This is a genomic window from Spirillospora sp. NBC_01491, from assembly GCF_036227065.1.
Taxonomy (GTDB): Bacteria; Actinomycetota; Actinomycetes; order Streptosporangiales; family Streptosporangiaceae; genus Spirillospora; species Spirillospora xylanilytica.
Map to the genome: position 1 here is coordinate 3,606,104 of NZ_CP109432.1, position 18,459 is coordinate 3,624,562.

16 protein-coding genes are annotated in these 18,459 nt (G+C 72.5%); 2 read left to right on the plus strand and 14 right to left on the minus strand.

Annotation, left to right across the window (positions count from 1 at the left end; translation table 11 throughout):
* Positions 1 to 65: 65 nt before the first annotated feature.
* The 5 genes from atpB to OHA34_RS16785 all read right to left on the minus strand — a co-directional run bounded on the left by atpB (position 66) and on the right by OHA34_RS16785 (position 4,710).
* Positions 66 to 863 (minus strand): F0F1 ATP synthase subunit A, encoded by a 798-nt coding sequence (gene atpB, locus OHA34_RS16765; protein ID WP_329522144.1) that lies wholly within the window; start codon positions 861 to 863, stop codon positions 66 to 68.
* A gap of 61 nt (positions 864 to 924) precedes the next feature.
* The gene (locus OHA34_RS16770) at positions 925 to 1,149 is read right to left on the minus strand and encodes a hypothetical protein (RefSeq protein ID WP_285942121.1); all 225 of its coding nucleotides are present in this window, start codon (positions 1,147 to 1,149) and stop codon (positions 925 to 927) included.
* Positions 1,150 to 1,233: 84 nt separating this feature from the next.
* Positions 1,234 to 1,653 (minus strand): hypothetical protein, encoded by a 420-nt coding sequence (locus OHA34_RS16775; RefSeq protein ID WP_329522145.1) that lies wholly within the window; start codon positions 1,651 to 1,653, stop codon positions 1,234 to 1,236.
* A 752-nt stretch (positions 1,654 to 2,405) separates the two neighbouring features.
* Positions 2,406 to 3,590, minus strand: a complete 1,185-nt coding sequence (locus tag OHA34_RS16780; protein ID WP_285942123.1) for an MraY family glycosyltransferase — start codon at positions 3,588 to 3,590, stop codon at positions 2,406 to 2,408.
* A gap of 112 nt (positions 3,591 to 3,702) precedes the next feature.
* Positions 3,703 to 4,710, minus strand: a complete 1,008-nt coding sequence (locus OHA34_RS16785) for a DUF2207 domain-containing protein (protein WP_329522146.1) — start codon at positions 4,708 to 4,710, stop codon at positions 3,703 to 3,705.
* Positions 4,711 to 5,001: 291 nt separating this feature from the next.
* Here OHA34_RS16785 and OHA34_RS16790 point away from each other — a divergent pair, with 291 nt between their 5' ends.
* Together OHA34_RS16790 and OHA34_RS16795 are read left to right on the plus strand one after the other, a co-directional pair.
* Positions 5,002 to 7,002 carry an ATP-binding protein gene (locus OHA34_RS16790; RefSeq protein WP_329522147.1) on the plus strand — a complete coding sequence of 667 codons (2,001 nt, stop codon included), beginning with the start codon at positions 5,002 to 5,004 and terminating at the stop codon, positions 7,000 to 7,002.
* Between the two features lie 277 nt (positions 7,003 to 7,279).
* Entirely contained in the window at positions 7,280 to 7,699 is a 420-nt protein-coding gene (locus OHA34_RS16795) for a hypothetical protein (protein WP_285942126.1), read from the plus strand.
* Positions 7,700 to 7,866: 167 nt separating this feature from the next.
* Here the strand turns inward: OHA34_RS16795 and OHA34_RS16800 are convergent, their stop codons facing one another.
* The 9 genes from OHA34_RS16800 to thrC form a co-directional block, all read right to left on the minus strand.
* Positions 7,867 to 8,709: an L-threonylcarbamoyladenylate synthase gene (locus tag OHA34_RS16800; RefSeq protein ID WP_443029640.1), complete on the minus strand. Its 843-nt coding sequence runs from the start codon at positions 8,707 to 8,709 to the stop codon at positions 7,867 to 7,869.
* Between the two features lie 111 nt (positions 8,710 to 8,820).
* A complete protein-coding gene (gene prmC / locus OHA34_RS16805; RefSeq protein ID WP_329522149.1) occupies positions 8,821 to 9,681 on the minus strand; it encodes a peptide chain release factor N(5)-glutamine methyltransferase in 861 nt (286 codons plus the stop codon).
* Positions 9,678 to 10,739, minus strand: coding sequence for a peptide chain release factor 1 (prfA, locus tag OHA34_RS16810; RefSeq protein WP_285942129.1), 1,062 nt, complete (start codon positions 10,737 to 10,739; stop codon positions 9,678 to 9,680). The genes prmC and prfA overlap by 4 nt, the downstream gene beginning before the upstream one ends.
* A 114-nt stretch (positions 10,740 to 10,853) precedes the next feature.
* Positions 10,854 to 11,075 carry a 50S ribosomal protein L31 gene (gene rpmE / locus OHA34_RS16815; protein ID WP_285942130.1) on the minus strand — a complete coding sequence of 74 codons (222 nt, stop codon included), beginning with the start codon at positions 11,073 to 11,075 and terminating at the stop codon, positions 10,854 to 10,856.
* 251 nt (positions 11,076 to 11,326) lie between these two features.
* Positions 11,327 to 11,980: a response regulator transcription factor gene (locus tag OHA34_RS16820; RefSeq protein ID WP_285942131.1), complete on the minus strand. Its 654-nt coding sequence runs from the start codon at positions 11,978 to 11,980 to the stop codon at positions 11,327 to 11,329.
* 72 nt (positions 11,981 to 12,052) lie between these two features.
* Complete coding sequence (locus OHA34_RS16825) at positions 12,053 to 13,480, minus strand: sensor histidine kinase (RefSeq protein WP_329522150.1); 1,428 nt, start codon at positions 13,478 to 13,480, stop codon at positions 12,053 to 12,055.
* Positions 13,481 to 13,632: 152 nt separating this feature from the next.
* Positions 13,633 to 15,795: a transcription termination factor Rho gene (rho, locus tag OHA34_RS16830; RefSeq protein ID WP_329522151.1), complete on the minus strand. Its 2,163-nt coding sequence runs from the start codon at positions 15,793 to 15,795 to the stop codon at positions 13,633 to 13,635.
* A 466-nt stretch (positions 15,796 to 16,261) separates the two neighbouring features.
* The gene (gene thrB, locus OHA34_RS16835) at positions 16,262 to 17,215 is read right to left on the minus strand and encodes a homoserine kinase (RefSeq protein ID WP_285942134.1); all 954 of its coding nucleotides are present in this window, start codon (positions 17,213 to 17,215) and stop codon (positions 16,262 to 16,264) included.
* Positions 17,216 to 17,301: 86 nt separating this feature from the next.
* On the minus strand, positions 17,302 to 18,369 hold the full coding sequence (gene thrC, locus OHA34_RS16840) for a threonine synthase (RefSeq protein WP_285942135.1): 1,068 nt from the start codon (positions 18,367 to 18,369) through the stop codon (positions 17,302 to 17,304).
* Positions 18,370 to 18,459: the final 90 nt, after the last annotated feature.

Here is an 18,459-nt window from a genome sequence, read left to right on the forward strand (position 1 = left end):
GGTTTCCACCGGTCTGGCTTTATCGGGGTGGTCGGTAGTAGAGCCGCAGACCTGGGACGTCGCGCCTAGTGGTCCGCGTGCAGCCCGCTGTTGATGTACATGGCAGCGAGCATCGTGAACAGGAACGCCTGTAGGAACTGGATGAACATCTCGAAGGCGGTCATCAGGATGGTCATCACCACACCGATGATCCCCACCCCGAACCCGAGCGCGGTCGGCTTCTCGAAGAGGAACCAGAAGCCCACGAGGCTGAAGAACGCCAGGATCATGTGCCCCGCGAACATGTTCGCGAAGAGCCGCACCGCGTGCGTGAACGGGGCCAGGATGAAGGTGGAGAGATACTCGATCGGGACGAGCAGGATGTAGATCGGCTTGGGCAGGCCCTTGGGGATCAGGTTCGTGAAGTACTTGACCGGACCCTGGTTCTTGATGCCCAGGTAGACCTTGATGAAGTAGACGGCCACGGCCAGCACGATCGGGAAAGCGATGTGCGAGGCGATGGGGAACTGGATGACCGGGATCACCGCGAAGATGTTCCAGACCCAGATCAGGAAGAACAGCGACATCAGCAGCGGCATCCAGCGCTCGGTGTCGCGCCCGAGGAACGGCTTGCCGATCTGGTCGCGGACGAACACGTAGCCCATCTCGCCGATGTTCTGGATGCCGCGCGGCACCAGCTTCGGCTTGGCGAACGCGCTCCAGCAGAAGACGCACACGACCAGCGCGCCGACGACCGCGAAGACGGTCGGCTTGGTCAGCCAGGCCGGACCGCCGGCGAACAGGGGCGGAAAGTCGAAGAGTTCCGGCCCCGGGGCCTGGAACTCCTCTCCGCCGGAGGAGGCGAGGACCGTCAGCGCGTTCACGCGGCGTTCCCTTCTTCAATGTGGTGGTGGATCACGAAGGCTTCCTCGGCGGCGGGGCCGCTCAGAGGGGGTGGCGACCGTACTTCACGTAGATCAGGTAGATGGAGAGCACGACACCGATGATCAGGCCGATCGGGATAAACCCGCTCCAACCAGTCCATTTGGCGAGCAACCAGCCCGACCCGCCCCAGATCGCCATCCCGGACAGGAGATAGCTGGGGGCCGACCAAGCGGCGTCGGCGAACTCGCGCTGGCCGTCTTCCGGCCGACGTCCCTGCTCGCTCATCGCGCTCCGGACGATAGCAGGCCACCCCGCGGGTGGTCATATTGGAGTAGTCCAAACGTGCCAGAACCACTCCGGGCCGCGACATCAGGGACTCCGGTCCGCGGCGGTCTCGGGCTCGTCAATGTAGGGCCTTCCCGGCTGAAGGGCGACGCGGAACTCGGCCGCGATCCAGGTCAGCGCCATGGCGACGACGCTCCAGCCGAACACCTTGGTGTTCCACAGGGAGACCCCGTCCATGGCGGTCACCAGCACCATCACCGCGAGGATCTTGACCGCGTAGCTGGCCAGCGCGGCGAGCATCATCGTCTGAGACGAGAACTTCGCCGCCCAGGCCACGGCCAGCGCGCTGACCGAGAAGAATGCGATCACCACGACCGCCGCCAGCGCGGCGGCGAGGCCGCCCTTGGGACCCGCGATCAGCAGGCCGATCACCACCGCGACCAGCCCCACCAGGGAGGTCGGTATCGCGGCACCCCGGACTGGATGGCCGTCGGAAGACTGCATGAGGGCTCCGGCTGGTCACGGTCAGTGGTCGTATCTGGTTCGTGAAAGGTATCACAAGCGTCCGATATGTCCACAATTACCCCGGTGGTAAAGACCGGGGGACGCCATCGGCACGCGCGACTTCCACGGACTTTAGCCCAGCTCAGCACCTTGGCCGCCGCAACGGCGCCGGTTTCGCCGATCTTCCGGGACGGGCCGGCGGCCGGGCGCCGCCGGGCACCGCACCGCCTCCCGCAAGGCGAGACGGCGATCTCACTCCGTGGATGCACCGGCCGGCCCGCCGAGCACCCGACGAAGCGGCCGGACGGACTAGTCATTCCGCCGGGGCGATCGACCGGAAAGGTCCTCCCATTACTCGCGCGCGATCATCTTGTTCCGCCCGCCGGGAGGAATACGATTCCGGCGATCGTGACCCGCCGCCGCCGAATGGTCGCGCTTCGAGAACAGCGCGGCGGGCGGGCGCGGGAATCGCCCCGACCCGCCCGCCACATCGTCCGGGCGGGCGCGCGAGGGCGCGACCCGACGAACCGTGCCCAGGCCACGGCGCACCGGCGCAGCCGGGCGCACCCGTCCCGCGCGTTCCGCCGGGACCGTCTCGCCGAAGGAAGAGGCGGCGTTCACGCCGATCACCGAGAGCGACGCCCCGGGTGGAATGCGCACACTTCCCGGCCACCGGGAATAGCCGGACGGTGACTCTCACCACGTTCCGGGAAGGTCTCCCTCACCCGGCGGCATTCCGCGAATTCGGGTCCCTATACGGGTTCGTGCGGGCGCGCGGCCGGCTGATCGTCGGGCCGGCCGCCGGCCAGGCCGGCCGCCTCCCGCCGCGCGTCGCGGCGGCGGCGGCGCCGCGGCCCGGCGATCATCAGCACCACGCCGGCGACCGCGATCAGCGCGGTCGCGCCGGCCACCATCAGCGTCGAGTCGCTCAGCGCGAGCCCCACCACGCCCGAGGCCATCAGCCCGACCCAGAAGTACATGATCAGCACCGCGCGGCGGGTCGAGTGGCCGAGCTCCAGGAGCCGGTGGTGCAGGTGCTGCTTGTCCGGCGCGAACGGCGAACGGCCCTGGTTGGTGCGCCGCCAGACCGCCAGCAGCATGTCGATGAACGGCACCGCGGCCACCGCCGGGAGCAGCAGGATCGGCACATAGAAGGGGAACAGCCCGTAGGTGCCCAGGACCGCGGTGTCGAACTGCCCGGTCAGCATGATCGTGCCCGCGCTGAGCAGCAGCCCGATCAGCATCGAACCGGTGTCGCCCATGAAGATCCGGGCCGGGTTGAAGTTGTGCGGCAGGAAGCCCGCGCAGATCCCGACCAGCACCGCCGCGGTCAGCGTCGCCCCGCTCAGCGTGGTGACCCCGACCGACTTCGACAGCAGGTAGGCATAGGAGAACAGCGCCGTCGCGGCGATCCCGACCACTCCGGCCGCCAGCCCGTCGAGGCCGTCGATGAAGTTCACCGCGTTGATGGTGGCGACCACCATCAGCACGGTCAGCGGCACCCCGTAGGTGGGCGGCAGCGACAGCGTCTCGCCCGTGGGCAGCGGGATCACGTAGACCTGGATGCCCTGCATGATGAAGATGCCGGCCGCCGCGACCTGCCCGGCGAACTTGGTCAGCGCGTCGACGCCCCAGCGGTCGTCGGCGATCCCGACCAGCACGATCAGCCCGCCCGACAGCAGCAGCGCCCTGGCCACGCTGACGTCGCCGTTCTCCAGGACCTTGCGCATCTCGGGCAGCCCGGTCGCCACCACCAGCGCCGCGACCATGCCGCCGAACATCGCCAGACCGCCCAGCCGGGGCGTCGGGATGACGTGCACGTCGCGGTCGCGGGGCGCGGCCATGGCGCCGAACCAGACGGCGAACCGGCGCACGGCGGGAGTCACCAGGTACACGACGAGGGCGGCGACCAGAATGATGAGCAGGTACTCCCGCACTCGGCCGCGCCTCCCCTCGCTGATCGCCGCTGATCGCCCACTGATCATCCGGCGGCTGGACGGCACCCGCCGGGGAACGATGCGTTCGGCCGGGCGGCGTGCCCGGACAACTCTATTCCTCCCGCCGCGCGCCCGCTCCGTCTTGGGGCGTCCGAAAGTTCCGGTCGCGGTCCGGCCCGCGGCGGTGCGCGGCGAGCACGCCCGCCCCCGCGATGATCAATGCGAGCCCGGCGAGCACGAGATCGCCGAGCGCGAAGTCCCACAGCCCCCGCGCCAGCACGTCGTCGGCCGCGTCGGCCGCCAGCAGCAGCGTGCCCGCCCCGACCAGCCGGACTCCCGCGCTCCGCCGCGCCGGACGGCGCGCGGTCAGCGCCAGCGACCCGAGCGCCAGCGCGAGCACCGCCGTGCCCGGCCAGGTCCCCGCCCAGCGCGGCGGCGCGTAGCGGGGCCGCTGCACGGTGATCGCCCCCTTGGGCAGCCTGACCCGCACCGTCATGCCCTCGCGGGGACGCAGCCCCCGCTGGGTGAAATCGACGGCGTACGGCCCGTCCCGATCCCGCAGGCACGGGGTCGTCTCGTGTCGGCGCCCGGCGCGGCAGCTCACCTTCCGCAGCGGCACCGGCGCCTCGACCCGTACCGCGGCCTCGCCGATCGGCACCTCCCAGCCGGTGCCGACGGCGTCCCAGACCAGCTCGTCGCGCCCTCGCAGCGGGGTGAACGCGCCGCCCACGTCGTACTCGATCACATAGGCCTGCCGGCCGTGCACCGCCCGGTTCCGGTCGCCCACGCTGATCTGCACCTCGTGCAGCAGCTTCAACGTCCTCGCGCGCGCGGGCGCGCCCGTGGACGAACTCGTCCGGATGTCGCTGATCCCGTACAGCCGGTCCCCGTGCCGGTACCGCACCCGCCGGACGAGGCCGTGCCCACCACCGGGGGCGAAGTCGTAGGTGATCGTCTCGCGGACCCGCAGCGTCCCGTCCGGGCTGATCGTCAGCACCACGTCCAGGGCCGGGACGCGCTCCTCGGAGGCGGCGGCCGACGGGCCCGGCAGCCCGAGGACGGCGATCAGCGCGAGCGCTGCGACCATCCGCCCGCGGGCCCATGCATGCACGTCAGGCATGGTTTCACCGTTGATGCCCGTCTGTCGGCGTAACGAAGCGACTACCCTGTGACGTTCCCTGTCTCTCCCGCTCAGGTTAGGTGCCGTGCCGGCGTGCGCCGGGTGCGGCCCGGCCCGGCGTGATCCGCACTCGGCACTGCCGATCCCCCGGACCGGCCATACTGTCGTTCCGTGTGAGGGGATCGGGGGCGGAGCACGGAAATGAGCGGGGGCTCGCGGGCCGGGGGGCCTGACAGGACACCGGGAACCGGTGCGGCGGCGGATCGGACGGGCGGGGCGCGCTGGCCGAGCGTGGCGGACTTCGCCGTGCCGGGAGCGCTGGCCTGCGCGCAGCTCTTCGGCACCTGGCTGCTGACCACGGGCGTGGACCGTCCGCTCGGGCACGGCCAGTGGACGGCGGTCGCGGTCTCGGTGATCGGGTCCTGCCTCGCGCTGATCTGGCGGCGGGTCGCGCCCGTGCCGGTGCTGGCGGCGGCGGTGCTGCTCAACGGCGCGGGCCTGCTCGCGGTGCAGAGCACCGAGACCCTGGTGGCCGGGCTGAGCGACGGCGTCGCGCTGTACTCCGTGGCAGTGCAGCGCGGACGGCGGGTCGCGATGGCCGGATGCCTGGCCACGTTCACGGTGGCGTTCGCGGTCGCGCTGCCGGTCGAGCAGACGGCGTCCGACCTGGCGTTGAACGAGGCGCTCAACGTCCTCTACTACATCGTGGTCACCGCGCTCGGCCAGCTCCGCCGCGAGCACCGGGAGCGGCGGGACCGGCTGGCGGAGCGGCTCGCCGGGGCCGATCGGGAGCGGAGCGCCGCGGCCGGCTCCGAACGCGAACGGCTCGCCCGCGACCTGCACGACGTCGCCGGCCACCATCTCAGCGCGGTCGTGGTGCACAGCGGCGCCGTCGCCCGCCGGTCCGACCCCGAGCTGACCGCGGCGGCGCTGTCGGCCGCGGCCGAGACCGGCCGTGACGTCCTCAAGGCGCTCAGCCGGCTGGTCGACGTCATGGGCACCGAGTCCGAGGACGGCGAGCTGGACGCCATGCTCCCCGCGCTGTGCCAGGGGCTGATCCGGGTGGGCGTCCCGGTGTCGCTCGTCGTCGAGGGCGCGCCCTCGGCCTCGCGAGGCCCGCTCCTCGCCACCCTGCGGCGGGCGCGCGCCCTGCGGGGCGCCGCCGAGGAGCCGCGCGGGAGCGGCCTGCGGCCGGAGGTCAGCACCGCCGCGTACCGGATCGTCCAGGAGTCGCTCACCAACGCCCTGCGGTACGCGCCGGGCGCGTCTGTGGCCGTCGAGGTCCGCCACCTGCCGGACGCGGTGGAGGTGGCGGTCGTCAACGAGGCTCCCAGCGAGGGCGGGTCCGTCCCCGCGCTCGGCACGGGACGCGGGATCGCCGGGATGCGCGGCCGGGCCAAGGCGCTCGGCGGCACGCTCGCCGCGGGCCCGGACGAGTCCGGCGGGTGGTCGGTGCGCGCCGTGCTCCCCACCTCGCCCACCTCGCCCGCCGCGCTCGCCGGGACGCGGCGCGGGCCCGGCTGGCCCGAGGTGCTGGACGCGGCCGTGGTGGTGTTCTGCGCGATCCTGCCGCCCCTCCTGGCGTTCCTGCCCCCGGACCCGGTCCTCGGCGGATGGTCCGCGGGCGGGTCGGTGCTCGTGGTGATCGCGCTGGTGGCCCGTGCCGTGCCGCTGTGGTGGCGGCGCCGCGCTCCGTACCTCACGCTGGGCGCGCTGATCTTGATCGATGTGGGGTGGGCGCTGACGGCGGGCGCGCGGTCGGTCGACCTGCTCGGCGTGCTGGTGCTGGGCTGCACGGCGGAGATGATCGCGGTGTACTCGGTCGCCGGCCACGCGCGTCCGGGCCGTCCGACCTGGCCCGCGCCGTTCGCGGCCACGCTCCCCTGGGCCGTCGCCTGGACGGTCCTGCTGGTGACCGCGCCGGACGCGCGTCCCGGACCCTGGACGATCCCGTTCGGGCTGGCCGGCGGCGTGCTGTTCGGGGCGCTGGTGCTGCTCCCGTTCTGGGCCTGGGGCCGGACGGTCACCGGGCGCGGCCAGCGCTGGGAGACGACCGCGCGGGAGACCGTGGCGACCCGGACCGGCGAGGCCGTGCAGGCCGAACGGCACCGGGTCGCGCTCGGGCTGAGCGGCACCGTGCTGGAGCACACCGCCCGCCTGGTCCGCATCGCCGAGGCCGGGGCGGCCGGGACACCGCAGGACGCGCGCGAGGCGCTGGACGGGGTGGTCGAGCAGGCGCGCGCCGCACTGATCGACATGCGGGCACTGCTGGACGCTTTGGATGAGGAATGACCAGTTTGTGATCTTTGTCATACCATCACCCCGGACCCCGGTGCAGGCCCGGCGGGTTGCGGACGCCAACGCCGTGTATTTCGGTCCTTCAGTCTGCCCCCGTGACGTCGGGACAGCCGCCTCCCTGACCCTTGGACGGTGAAGGCACGGAAAAGGTTCGCCCCCCGCCCGACCTCGGCCGCACCAGGTCACGATCTAAGCTCGCCATAAAAACGATCTTGGGGACACTGCTAGGTTTGCGGAGCTATTTCGCGAAACCTGAATTGTGGAGGGACTTATGCGGCGTATCGCTGCCGTTGCCCTGGCCGCCGGAACCCTGATGGCCGGCATGGCCGCCGTGGGCGCTCCCGCCGAGGCCGCCGTCACCAAGAAGTGGGCCCCGTACAACAAGTACAGCAACCTGGCCTCGTGGGGGACCTACACCCGCTCGGGCGGCAGCGTCTACGTGAGCGGCTACCTCCAGGACAGCAAGAAGAACGGCTGGACCGCGTGCGTGCGCTTCAAGTTCACGGAAGGCGGCAAGGCGTACTGGTCGCGTCACAAGATCGTCACCAGCTCCGGCGCCAACTTCGACAACAAGGGCACCGTCTCGATCAAGGTCAGCTCGTCGTACAGCAGCCACCTGTACGTCCAGGAGTGCGGTCGCAGCAAGAAGAGCGGCCAGTACGTCTACGGCCCGGGCAAGACCCTTTTCTGAGCCGAACCGTGACCGGCTCTCTGAGCCGGTGACACCGAGGGCCCCGTCGCGCGCGCGGCGGGGCCTTTCGCATGCCTGACCCGGATCCTCGCGCGCCGCGAGGCGCCCCGGCCGCCAAGGGCACCGGCGGGCCCCTGCTGGTCTCTGGCGAGCTCTGGCGGGACGGCTCAGCCGGCCGTGGGCTCGTCCTTGCCGAGGGACGGCTTGTCGGACGACGCGGCGCCCTTCACCAGCGAGGGCTTCACGGCGTCCTGCCCCTCACCCTCCGCCTCGGCCTGCGGCTCCGCCTTGACGGGCTCAGCGGGCTCGACGGGGGGTGTGGCGGGCGTGGCCGCGAGCTCCCCGGCACCGTCCTCGTCCCCGGCCTTGTCCTCGGCCTTGTCCTCGGCCTTGTCCTCGTCGGTGAGCAGCACCCCGACGACGGAGCGGATCTTGTCCTCCGGGATGGCGCCCGCGCGCAGCAGCCGCGGGACGGCGCCGGTCAGGTCGACGATCGTGGACGGGTCGCCGTGCCCCGACCGCCCGCCGTTCAGGTACACCGAGACCGAGTCGCCCAGCATCGACTCGGCGTCCGCCGCCGAGCGCGCGGCGGGCCGGCCGCTGAGGTTGGCGCTGCTGACCGCGAGGGGCCCGGTCTCCTTGAGCAGCTCGACCGTCAGCTCGTGCATCGGCATCCGGATCGCCACGGTGCCCTTGGTCTCGCCCAGGTCCCACAGCAGGCTCTGGTTGGCCCGGCACACCAGCGTCAGCGCGCCCGGCCAGAACTCGTCGATCAGGTCCTGCCCGTAGGTGCCGAGGTCCTCGACCAGCGCGGTCGCGGCCCGCACCGAGCCGACCAGCACCGGCGGAGGCATCTCGCGGCCCCGCCCCTTGGCGTCCAGCAGCGCGGTCACCGCGGGCGGGGTGAACGCGTCCGCGCCGACTCCGTACACCGTGTCGGTCGGCAGCACGATGAGCTCACCGCGCCTTACGGCGGAGACCGCGTCCGCGATCCCCCGGGTACGCTCCATCGGCTCGGAGCAGTCATAACGTCGGCTCACGGTCGCCCGTCTTCCCATCTGCGCGGAGCTGGTGCTCCCTGGCACGCCCCAGGATATCCACGCTCCGGTGGGGCCGAGGCGTCAGTCGGTGCCGTACCGCGCTGTGACGAAGCGGTCGCGGTTGGTCAGATCGCGGCGGTTGCGGACGTCGCGCCAGCCGTTCTCCTCGGCGAAGATCCAGTAGACCCCGTTGCCCTGGAGATCGCTGTGCTCGACCGCCACGTGGCCGCCCGGCCGCAGCAGCCGGCGCGCCGCCGACTCCACCCGGCGGATCGCGTCGAGCCCGTCGTCGCCCCCGCCCCACAGCGCGTCGGCGGGGTCGTGGTCGCGGACGTCGCGCGGCACGTACTCCCACTCGCTCATCGGGATGTAGGGCGGGTTGCTGACGACCAGGTCGACGGTGCCGTTCAGCTCGGTGAGGGCGGTCGCGAAGTCGTCCAGGTGCAGCCGCACCCGGCCCCGCTCGTCCAGCTCCTCGACGTTGCGGGTGGCGTGCACGAACGCCGTGGGGTCCTTCTCGACCGCGTGGACCCGGGCGCGCGGCGCCTCCAGCGCGACGGACAGTGCGATCGCGCCGGAACCGGTGCCGAGGTCGACCACCAGGGGGTCGCGCACGTCCATGTCGCGCAGCGTCTCCAGCACCCAGCCGGCCATCACCTCGGTCTCGGGCCGGGGCACGAACACCCCCGGGCCGACCTTCAGCTCCAGATAGCGGAAGAACGCGCGGCCGGTGATGTGCTGCAACGGCTCGCCCGCCTCGCGGCGCGCCACGTACTCCCAGAACAGGGCGTCGAACGCGTTGTCCGGCACGCTGTGCAGCTCGGAGCGGTTGACCCGGTGCACGGCCGCGGCGAGCTCCTCGGCGTCGGCACGGGGCGAGGCGGCCCCGGCGTCGGCCAGCCGCGCGGTCGCCCTGGCGATCTCGTCGAGCAGCAGGTTCATGATCCTTGGGCTTCGGCCAGGCGTCGTTCCATGTCGGCGTCGACCAGCGCCTGCGTCACGTTGTGCAGATCGCCGTCGAGCACCTGGTCGAGGTTGTAGGCCTTGTAGCCGACGCGGTGGTCGGAGATCCGGTTCTCCGGATAGTTGTAGGTGCGCACCCGCTCGGACCGGTCGACGGTGCGGACCTGGCTCTTGCGCTCGGCCGAGGCCGCGGCGTCGGCCTGCTCCTGCGCGATCGCCAGCATCCGGGACCGCAGGATGCGCAGCGCCTGCTCCTTGTTCTGGAGCTGGCTCTTCTCGTTCTGGCAGGACACCACGACGCCCGTCGGGAGGTGCGTGATGCGGACCGCCGAGTCGGTGGTGTTGACGCTCTGCCCGCCCGGCCCGGACGACCGGTACACGTCGATCCGCAGGTCGTTGGCGTCGATCTGGACGTCGACGTCCTCGGCCTCGGGGCTGACCAGCACGCCCGCCGCGCTGGTGTGGATGCGGCCCTGCGACTCGGTGACCGGCACCCGCTGCACCCGGTGCACGCCGCCCTCGTACTTCAGCCGCGTCCAGGCGCCGCCGTCCTGCCCGCGCGCCTTCACCGCGACCGTGACGTCCTTGTAGCCGCCCAGGTCGGACGGGTGCGCGTCGAGGACCTCGGTCTTCCAGCCGACCCGCTCGGCGTACCGCAGGTACATCCGCAGCAGGTCGCCGGCGAACAGCGCCGACTCCTCGCCGCCCTCACCGGCCTTGACCTCCAGAATGACGTCCTTGTCGTCATTGGGGTCGCGGGGCACCAGCAGCCGGCGCAGCCGCTCCTCCAGCTCCTCGCGGCGCTTGTCGAGCTCGACGGCCTCGGCGGCGAACGTCTCGTCCTCGCCGGCCAGCTCGCGCGCGGCGGCCAGATCGTCCTCGGTGGCGGTCAGCTCGCGGTAGGTCTCGACGATCGGGCGCAGCTCCGCGTAGCGCTTGCCCAGCCGCCGTGCGAGGTTCTGCTCCGCGTGCACCGAGGGGTCGGCGAGCCGCCCCTCGATGTCGGTGTACTCGCTGATGAGATCGTCGAGATTCACGGTATGTCCTGGCCCGTTCCGGCCGCGTGGCCTCCGAGTGCCCACTTCGAACGGCCCGGGGACCTGGAGAGTCCCCGGGCCGCCCCTGGTCGCCGCCGTGCGGCGATGGTCGCTCTACTTGTCGGCCTTCTTGCCCTTGCCGAAGCGCTGCTCGAAGCGCGCCACCCGGCCGCCGGTGTCGAGGATCTTCTGCTTGCCCGTGTAGAACGGGTGGCAGTCGGAGCAGATGTCGGCGCGCATCTCACCGCTCGCGGCGGTGCTGCGGGTCTCGAAGGTGTTCCCGCACGTACACGTCACGGTCGTGACGACGTAGTTCGGGTGGATGTCGGGCTTCATGAGATCTCCTCGCCTGGAGCGGTCGCCGGGCGCCCCCGGCCCGCACGGCGATGCCGTGGGAGATGTGGGAAGCGTGAACCGGTACCGCAGCGGTTGCACTCCAAGTGTGCCAGATACCCGAACGTGCCGAGGTCATCGGGCATTCCCGATCTTGCCCGGACGCTCCCTTGGTGCGGCCCGGACGTCCTGGCGCGGCTCTGACCTCCTGGTTCGGCCTCCCGGCCCGGCCCCAGCCCGGCCCCCAGTCCGGCTCAGACCTCGGAGCGGCCCAGGTAGGCCAGCACCGCCATGACGCGGCGGTGCCCGCCCTGCGCGGGTTGCAGGTCCAGCTTCATGAAGATGTTGGAGATGTGCTTCTCCACCGCGCCCTCGGTGACGACCAGGTCCCGCGCGATCGCCCCGTTGGCCTTGCCCTGGGCCATCTGCCCGAGCACCTCCTGCTCGCGCGGGGTGAGCGTCTGGAGCGGGTCGCCGGTGCGCCGCCGGCCGAGGAGCTGGCCGATCACCTCCGGGTCGATCACGGTGCCCCCGGCGGCGATGCGGCGGACCGCGTCGATGAACTCGGCGATGTCGGAGACTCGCTCCTTGAGCAGGTAGCCGACGCCCTCGGCCCCGCCGCCGATCAGATCGGTGGCGTACCGCTCCTCCACGTACTGCGACAGCACCAGGATCGGCGTGCCCGGCCGCCGCGCCCGCACCTCCAGCGCGGCCCGCAGGCCCTCGTCGGTGAACGAGGGCGGCATCCGCACGTCCACGATGGCCAGGTCGGGCTCGTGCCGCTCGACGATGCCGAGCAGCCCCGGCCCGTCCCCGACCGTCGCCGCGGTCTCGATCCCGGCGTCGCCGAGCAGCCGGACGAGCCCTTCGCGCAACAGCACCGAGTCCTCGGCGATCACAACCCGCATCCCCCCATTATCGGGCCTGCCGGCCGCCCCCGGACCTCCCCCGGGCGGCTCCCACCGCCCGGGCCGGGACGATCACCAGGTGCAGGGCAGGTCCGCGCGGACGACCGTGGGCCCCCCGGGCGGGCTGTCGACGGTCAGTATCCCGTCGATGGTCGCGGCCCGGTCGGCCAGGCCCGCGAGCCCGCCGCCGGCCCCGGCCACCGCGCCGCCGACCCCGTTGTCGGCGATCTCGACGACCACCCAGGAGTCCTCCCGGGCGACGCGGACCGTCGCCCGGGTCGCGCGGGCGTACTTGGCGATGTTGGTCAGCGCCTCGGCGACGACGAAGTACGCGATGCTCTCGACCGCCGCGGGGGGACGCTCGGGCAGGTCGACCGCCACCTCGACCGGCACCGGCGCCCGCCCGGCCAGCCCGGACAGCGCCGGGTCCAGGCCGCGGTCGGTGAGGATCGCCGGGTAGATCCCGCGGGCCAGGTCGCGCAGCTCGGTGATCGCCTCCCTGGTGCCCGCGTGGGCCTGCTCGATCAGCGCCCGCGCGCCCTCGGGGTCGTCGTCGAGCTTGGCGCGGGCCCGGCCGATGTCCATCGCCACCGCCAGCAGCCGCTGCTGCGCCCCGTCGTGCAGGTCGCGCTCGATGCGGCGCCGCTCGAACTCGGCGGCGTCCACCCCGCGGGCGCGGCTGGCCCGCAGGTGCGCGGTGCGCCGCCGCAGCTCCAGGTTCTCCCGCTGCGAGCCGCTCGGGCCGAGGAGCAGCCGGGCGTACAGGACGTGCCCGATCGCCATCACCCGCGTCGCGTACATCGCCACGAGCAGCACCGCCAGCCCCACCACCGACACGGGCAGGGCCTCCACCGGGTTGCCCGCCCAGTACGAGACGTCGGCGACGTTGACCTCCATGCCGCCGCCCAGCGCCACGGCCACCGGCAGGAACACCAGGGTCGCGGCCGACCCCCACAGGAGCACCGCCACGATGAGCTCGGCGCACGCGACCGGAAGGTGCAGCCCGAGGTAGACCAGGTCCTTCCAGGTGGCCGGGTCGGACGCCATGTGCTTCAGCCTCACCACCGGGTTGCGGCCCTGCTGCGGAGTCCGGTACGGATCGGGGATCCGGACACCGAACGCCGCCAGGATCAGCCGCCGCTCCAGCATCGCGCCGAGCCGCCACGCGATCATCAGCATGGCCAGCAGCAGCACCCCGACCCAGATGATCGCGGTGGCCAGCGAGAACAGCAGCCCGACGGCCAGGACCATGAACCAGGCCAGCGCGGGCGCCACGCTCACCGCGAAGTACAGGGCCGACCGCCAGGTCACCGAGGACCTGGCCATGGCCAGCGGGGTCCACGGCCCGTAGGCGAGCGAGCCCGCGCGCCCGGCCGCCCGCGCGGCGCTCGCGCCCCCGGCCGGCTCCGCCGCGGCCCCGTCCGCCCCTCTGCTCAGCTCGCCCACATCGTCCCTCCGTGCCCGTTCCAGCGTACGGTCCCAGCCTGCGGCCCGGACCACGCCCGGACCATGCGGCACCCCGCCGGATCCGTGGTGGGGCTAACCCCACCACCGGGCCCGGGGCACGCGGACGCGACGGCGCCCCCGTCCGGATCAGGGCGGGGGCGCCGTCGCGCTACGGGAACCGTGCGCCTCGGGCGCGCGGCCGGTCGTCAGCGGTCGTCGGAGACCGTGGTCTTCTGGACCTGGAGCAGGAATTCGGCGTTGGACTTGGTCTCCCGCATCTTCTCCAGGAGGAGTTCCAGCGCCTGCTGGGTGTCGAGCGCGTGCAGCACGCGGCGGAGCTGCCAGACGACCCGCAGCTCCTCCGGCGCCATGAGGATCTCCTCCTTGCGGGTGCTGGACGCGTCGACGTCCACCGCGGGGAAGATGCGCTTGTCGGCCAGGCTCCGGTTGAGCTTGAGCTCCATGTTGCCGGTGCCCTTGAACTCCTCGAAGATGACCTCGTCCATCCGGGACCCGGTCTCCACCAGCGCGGTGGCGAGGATGGTCAGCGAGCCGCCGTTCTCGATGTTGCGGGCCGCGCCGAAGAACCGCTTGGGCGGGTACAGCGCGGTCGAGTCGACACCACCGGACAGGATGCGCCCGGACGCCGGGGCGGCCAGGTTGTACGCGCGGCCGAGCCGGGTGATCGAGTCGAGCAGCACGACCACGTCGTGGCCCAGCTCGACCAGCCGCTTGGCGCGCTCGATGGCCAGCTCGGCGACCGTGGTGTGGTCCTCGGCCGGACGGTCGAAGGTCGAGTGGATGACCTCGCCCTTCACCGTCCGCTGCATGTCGGTGACCTCTTCGGGACGCTCGTCGACCAGGACGACCATCAGGTGGCACTCGGGGTTGTTCTTGGTGATCGCGTTGGCGATCGACTGGAGCACCATCGTCTTGCCGGCCTTGGGAGGCGACACGATCAACCCGCGCTGGCCCTTGCCGATCGGCGAGACCAGGTCGATGATCCGGGTGGTCAGGATCCCCGGGTCCGACTCCAGCCGCAGCCGGTCCTGCGGGTACAGCGGGGTCAGCTTGCTGAAGTCGACCCGGCCCTTGGCCTGGTCGGGCTCCATCCCGTTGACGGTGTCGAGGCGGACCAGCGCGTTGAACTTCTCGCGCCGCTCGCCGTCGCGCGCCTGCCGGACCGCGCCGGTGATGACGTCGCCCTTGCGCAGGCCGTTCTTGCGGACCTGGGCCAGCGACACGTACACGTCGTTCGGGCCGGGCAGGTAGCCGGTGGTCCGCACGAACGCGTAGTTGTCGAGGATGTCGAGGATCCCGGCGACCGGGATCAGGACGTCGTCGTCGCTGAGCACCGGCTCCTCGTAGCGCTCACCGCGCCCGCCGCGACCGCGGTTGCGCTCACGGAACCGGCGCCCGCGCCGGCCCCTGCCGCTGCCGTCGTCATCGTCGTGCTGGCCGCCGCCGGAGTTCTGGCCGCCGCGCTGACGGCCGCCCTGCTCGCCCCGGTCACCACGGTCGCCCCGCTCACCACGGTCACCGCGGTCGTTGCGGTCGCCCCGGTCACCACGGTCGCCCCGCTCACCACGGTCACCGCGGTCGTTGCGGTCGCCCCGGTCTCCACGCTCGCCGCGGTCGCCCCGCTCGCCGCGTTCCCGGCCCTCACCGCGCTCACCGCGCTCGCGGCCCTCGCCACGCTCACGGCCACCGCGTCCGCGCTGCCGGCCGCCCTCGCGTCCGTCGCGGTTCTCACGTCCGTCACGGCCGCCGCCGTCCCGTCCGCCCTGCTGCTGCTCGCCGTCGTCGGAGCCGCTCTCGGAGCGGGTCCGCTCGCCGGACTCGCGGTTCTGCCGGCCCTCGGAGCCGCCCTTGTCGGACTGCTTCTCGGCGGACCGGCCGCCCTGCCGGCCGGCCTTCTCGGGCCGCTCGCTCCGCTCCGTCTTCTCCGTCTTCTCCGCCTTCTCGGCCTTCTTCTCGGCCGGAGCCTGCTGCTCGTCGGCGACCGCGGGTGCCGCCTCGGCGATGGCGGTCTGCTCGGCCGGCGCCTCGCGCTTGGCGGCGGTACGGCTGCGGCGCGGGCGCTCGGTCTTCTCCGTCGCAGCGGCTCCCTGCTCGCCTCCCGCCGAGCCCTGCCCCTGGCCGCCCTGCTTCTCCTGGATGGCGGCGATGAGCTGGCTCTTGCGCATCCCGGTGGTACCGGTGATGCCGAGGCTGGACGCGAGCGCCTTGAGTTCGGGCAGCACCATGGCCGACAGCCCGGTGCCGGTCCGGCGGCGCCGGGGGGTGGCACGCTCGGCGCCGGCCTCTTCGGCCGGGGCGGCGGGTGCCGTGCTCGATGCGTCCGTAAGGAGTTCGCTGGATTCGCTCACTAAGGGTCCTTCCCAGGGAGCGGGCGTTGGCCGGCGTTCGGCCAGTCAACCCGGTGGTGCGGCCCGGCGGGGGCGCCGAGTCGGGCTCCGCTGATCACGATGGGGCCGCGATCTGCGATTTCTGGGCACAGCCAGATGGTGGACGGGACGGATGGCTCGTGCGTGTCCCCTGTTCCGCGCCGTCCGAAGTTTCGCTGGAATGCCTGACAACGGGATGTCACGGTGTCGGGGAGCCTAGTACGCGCGACCGACACGGCCGAAAGGCCGGACAGCTGACGCGCGGCAGACGAGCACACGGGCCCGAACGGGGCATCTGGTGCGGCATTCAGCCTAACATCACCAGGGCGCACTGCTATTCCCCAGAGGTCGATGTCTCGCATTTTACCTGGCTGGATCACGGCACCTGGCTGGAGCGGATCCCGGCGCCTGGCCGGAGCGCTGCACCATCCCCGCCCCAGCGCGAACGTCAGGGCCGGATCGACGGACGACCGGCCCGGACGTGGGCACCGCGGGGGGCAACGTCCAACGGGCGTATGTGCCACCCATTACCCAGTTCTGAAGCTATCGAATCAACTTGTGATGCGGTGGTGAAGGCCAGGACAGTGGGACCCGCCCCGGAAATCACGGCGGGCACACCCGCCCCGCGCAGCCGCGCGACAAGCCCGGCCGATTCCGGCATGGCGGGGGCACGGAAATCCTGATGCAACCGGTCTTCGGTCGCGTCCAGCAGCACGCCCGGGTCGAGCCCGGCGGTGAGCGCCGCGACGAGCAGCGCGGCGCGCCCCGCGTTGGCCGCCGCGTCGCCGTGCGGGACGGTCTCGGGGAGCAGCCCGCGGGCTCGCTCGGTGGCCAGGCGCTGCTCCGGGACGAACGCGACGACCCGTTCGACCGCCGGATCGAGCCGGACCAGCCTGGGCCCGTCCGGCGTCGTCCAGGCGACCGTCAGGCCGCCGGCCAGGCACGGCGCGACGTTGTCGGGGTGCCCCTCGATCTCGGTGGCCAGGCGCAGCGCCGCCTCGTCGTCCAGCAGCCGCCCGCGCGGATGCAGGTGCCGCGCCGCGACGAGCCCGGCGACGGTCGCCGCCGACGACGAGCCGAGCCCGCGGCTGTGCGGGATCCGGTTCACGCAGCGCAGCCGCAGCCCGGCGGGCTGGCCGAGCGCGGTCGCGCCGCCCGCTTCCGCCAGCTCATCGATCAGGTCGAACGCGCGGCGCAGCACCCTGACGATGAGATGCCGCTCGCCGCGGCCCTCGACCTCGCCGCCCTCGCCGGCCACCTCGATGACCAGGCCGCCGCCGGTCACCTCGACCTCGACGTCGTCGTGCAGCTCCAGCGCCAGGCCCAGCGAGTCGAACCCCGGGCCGAGATTGGCGCTGGTCGCCGGCGTCCGGACCAGCACGGACTCGTTCGGCCAGCTCATCGCCCGCCCCCTCGGTACAGGTACATCGGTGGAAGTCGCAGGCCCGCCGGGGCCGCGCGGCGCCCGGCGGAGCCGGTGGCGGGAGGTCAGGCGAGGCCGAGCGCGGACGCCGCGGCGTGCGCGTCCACCTTGACGGTCGTCGGCGCGGGCGCCCCGGAGATCGCCCAGTCGGGGTCCTTGAGGCCGTTGCCGGTCACCGTGCAGACGACCTTGGTGCCGGGCCGCACGACGCCCTGCTCGCACGCCTGGAGCAGCCCGGCGACGCTCGCCGCGGAGGCGGGCTCGACGAACACGCCCTCCTCGCTGGCCAGCAGCCGGTAGGCGGCCAGGATCTGCCGGTCGGTGACCGAGTCGATCGCGCCACCGGAGTCGTCGCGGGCGGCGATGGCCAGGTCCCAGGAGGCGGGGTTGCCGATCCGGATCGCGGTGGCGATGGTCTGCGGCTTGAGCACCGGCTCGCCCTTGACGAACGGCGCGGCGCCGCTGGCCTGGAAGCCGAGCATCCGGGGGGTGCGGGACGCGGGCCCGTCGGCCGCGTACTCCTGGTAGCCCATCCAGTAGGCGGAGATGTTCCCGGCGTTCCCGACCGGCAGGCAGTGCACCTCGGGGGCGTCGCCGAGCGCGTCGACGATCTCGAACGCGGCGGTCTTCTGCCCCTGGAGGCGGTACTTGTTGACCGAGTTGACCAGGGCCACCGGGTAGTCGACCGACAGCTTGCGGGCCAGCTCCAGGCAGTCGTCGAAGTTGCCGTCGACCTGGAGCAGCCGGGCGCCGTGCACCAGCGCCTGCGCCAGCTTGCCCATCGCGATCTTGCCCTGCGGGACGAGCACCGCGCAGGTCATCCCGGCCCGCACCGCGTAGGCGGCGGCCGATGCCGAGGTGTTGCCGGTGGACGCGCAGATCACGGCCTTGGCGCCGTCCTCGGCCGCCTTGCTGATCGCCATCGTCATCCCGCGGTCCTTGAACGAACCGGTCGGGTTGGCGCCCTCGACCTTGAGATGGACCTCGCAGCCGGTGAGCTGGGAGACCCGGACCGCCGGGAGCAGCGGCGTACCGCCCTCCAGCAGCGTGACGACCGGCGTTCTCTCCGTCACCGGGAGCCGGTCTCGGTACTCCTGGATAAGGCCACGCCACACGCGAGCGGTCGCGTTCACGTCGATCTCCTCAGCTGACCAGTTCTCTGGGGAACGCCCCAGACCCCGCCGCGCGGCCGGGGCGATCACCGCCCTGACCGGCACTGTTGT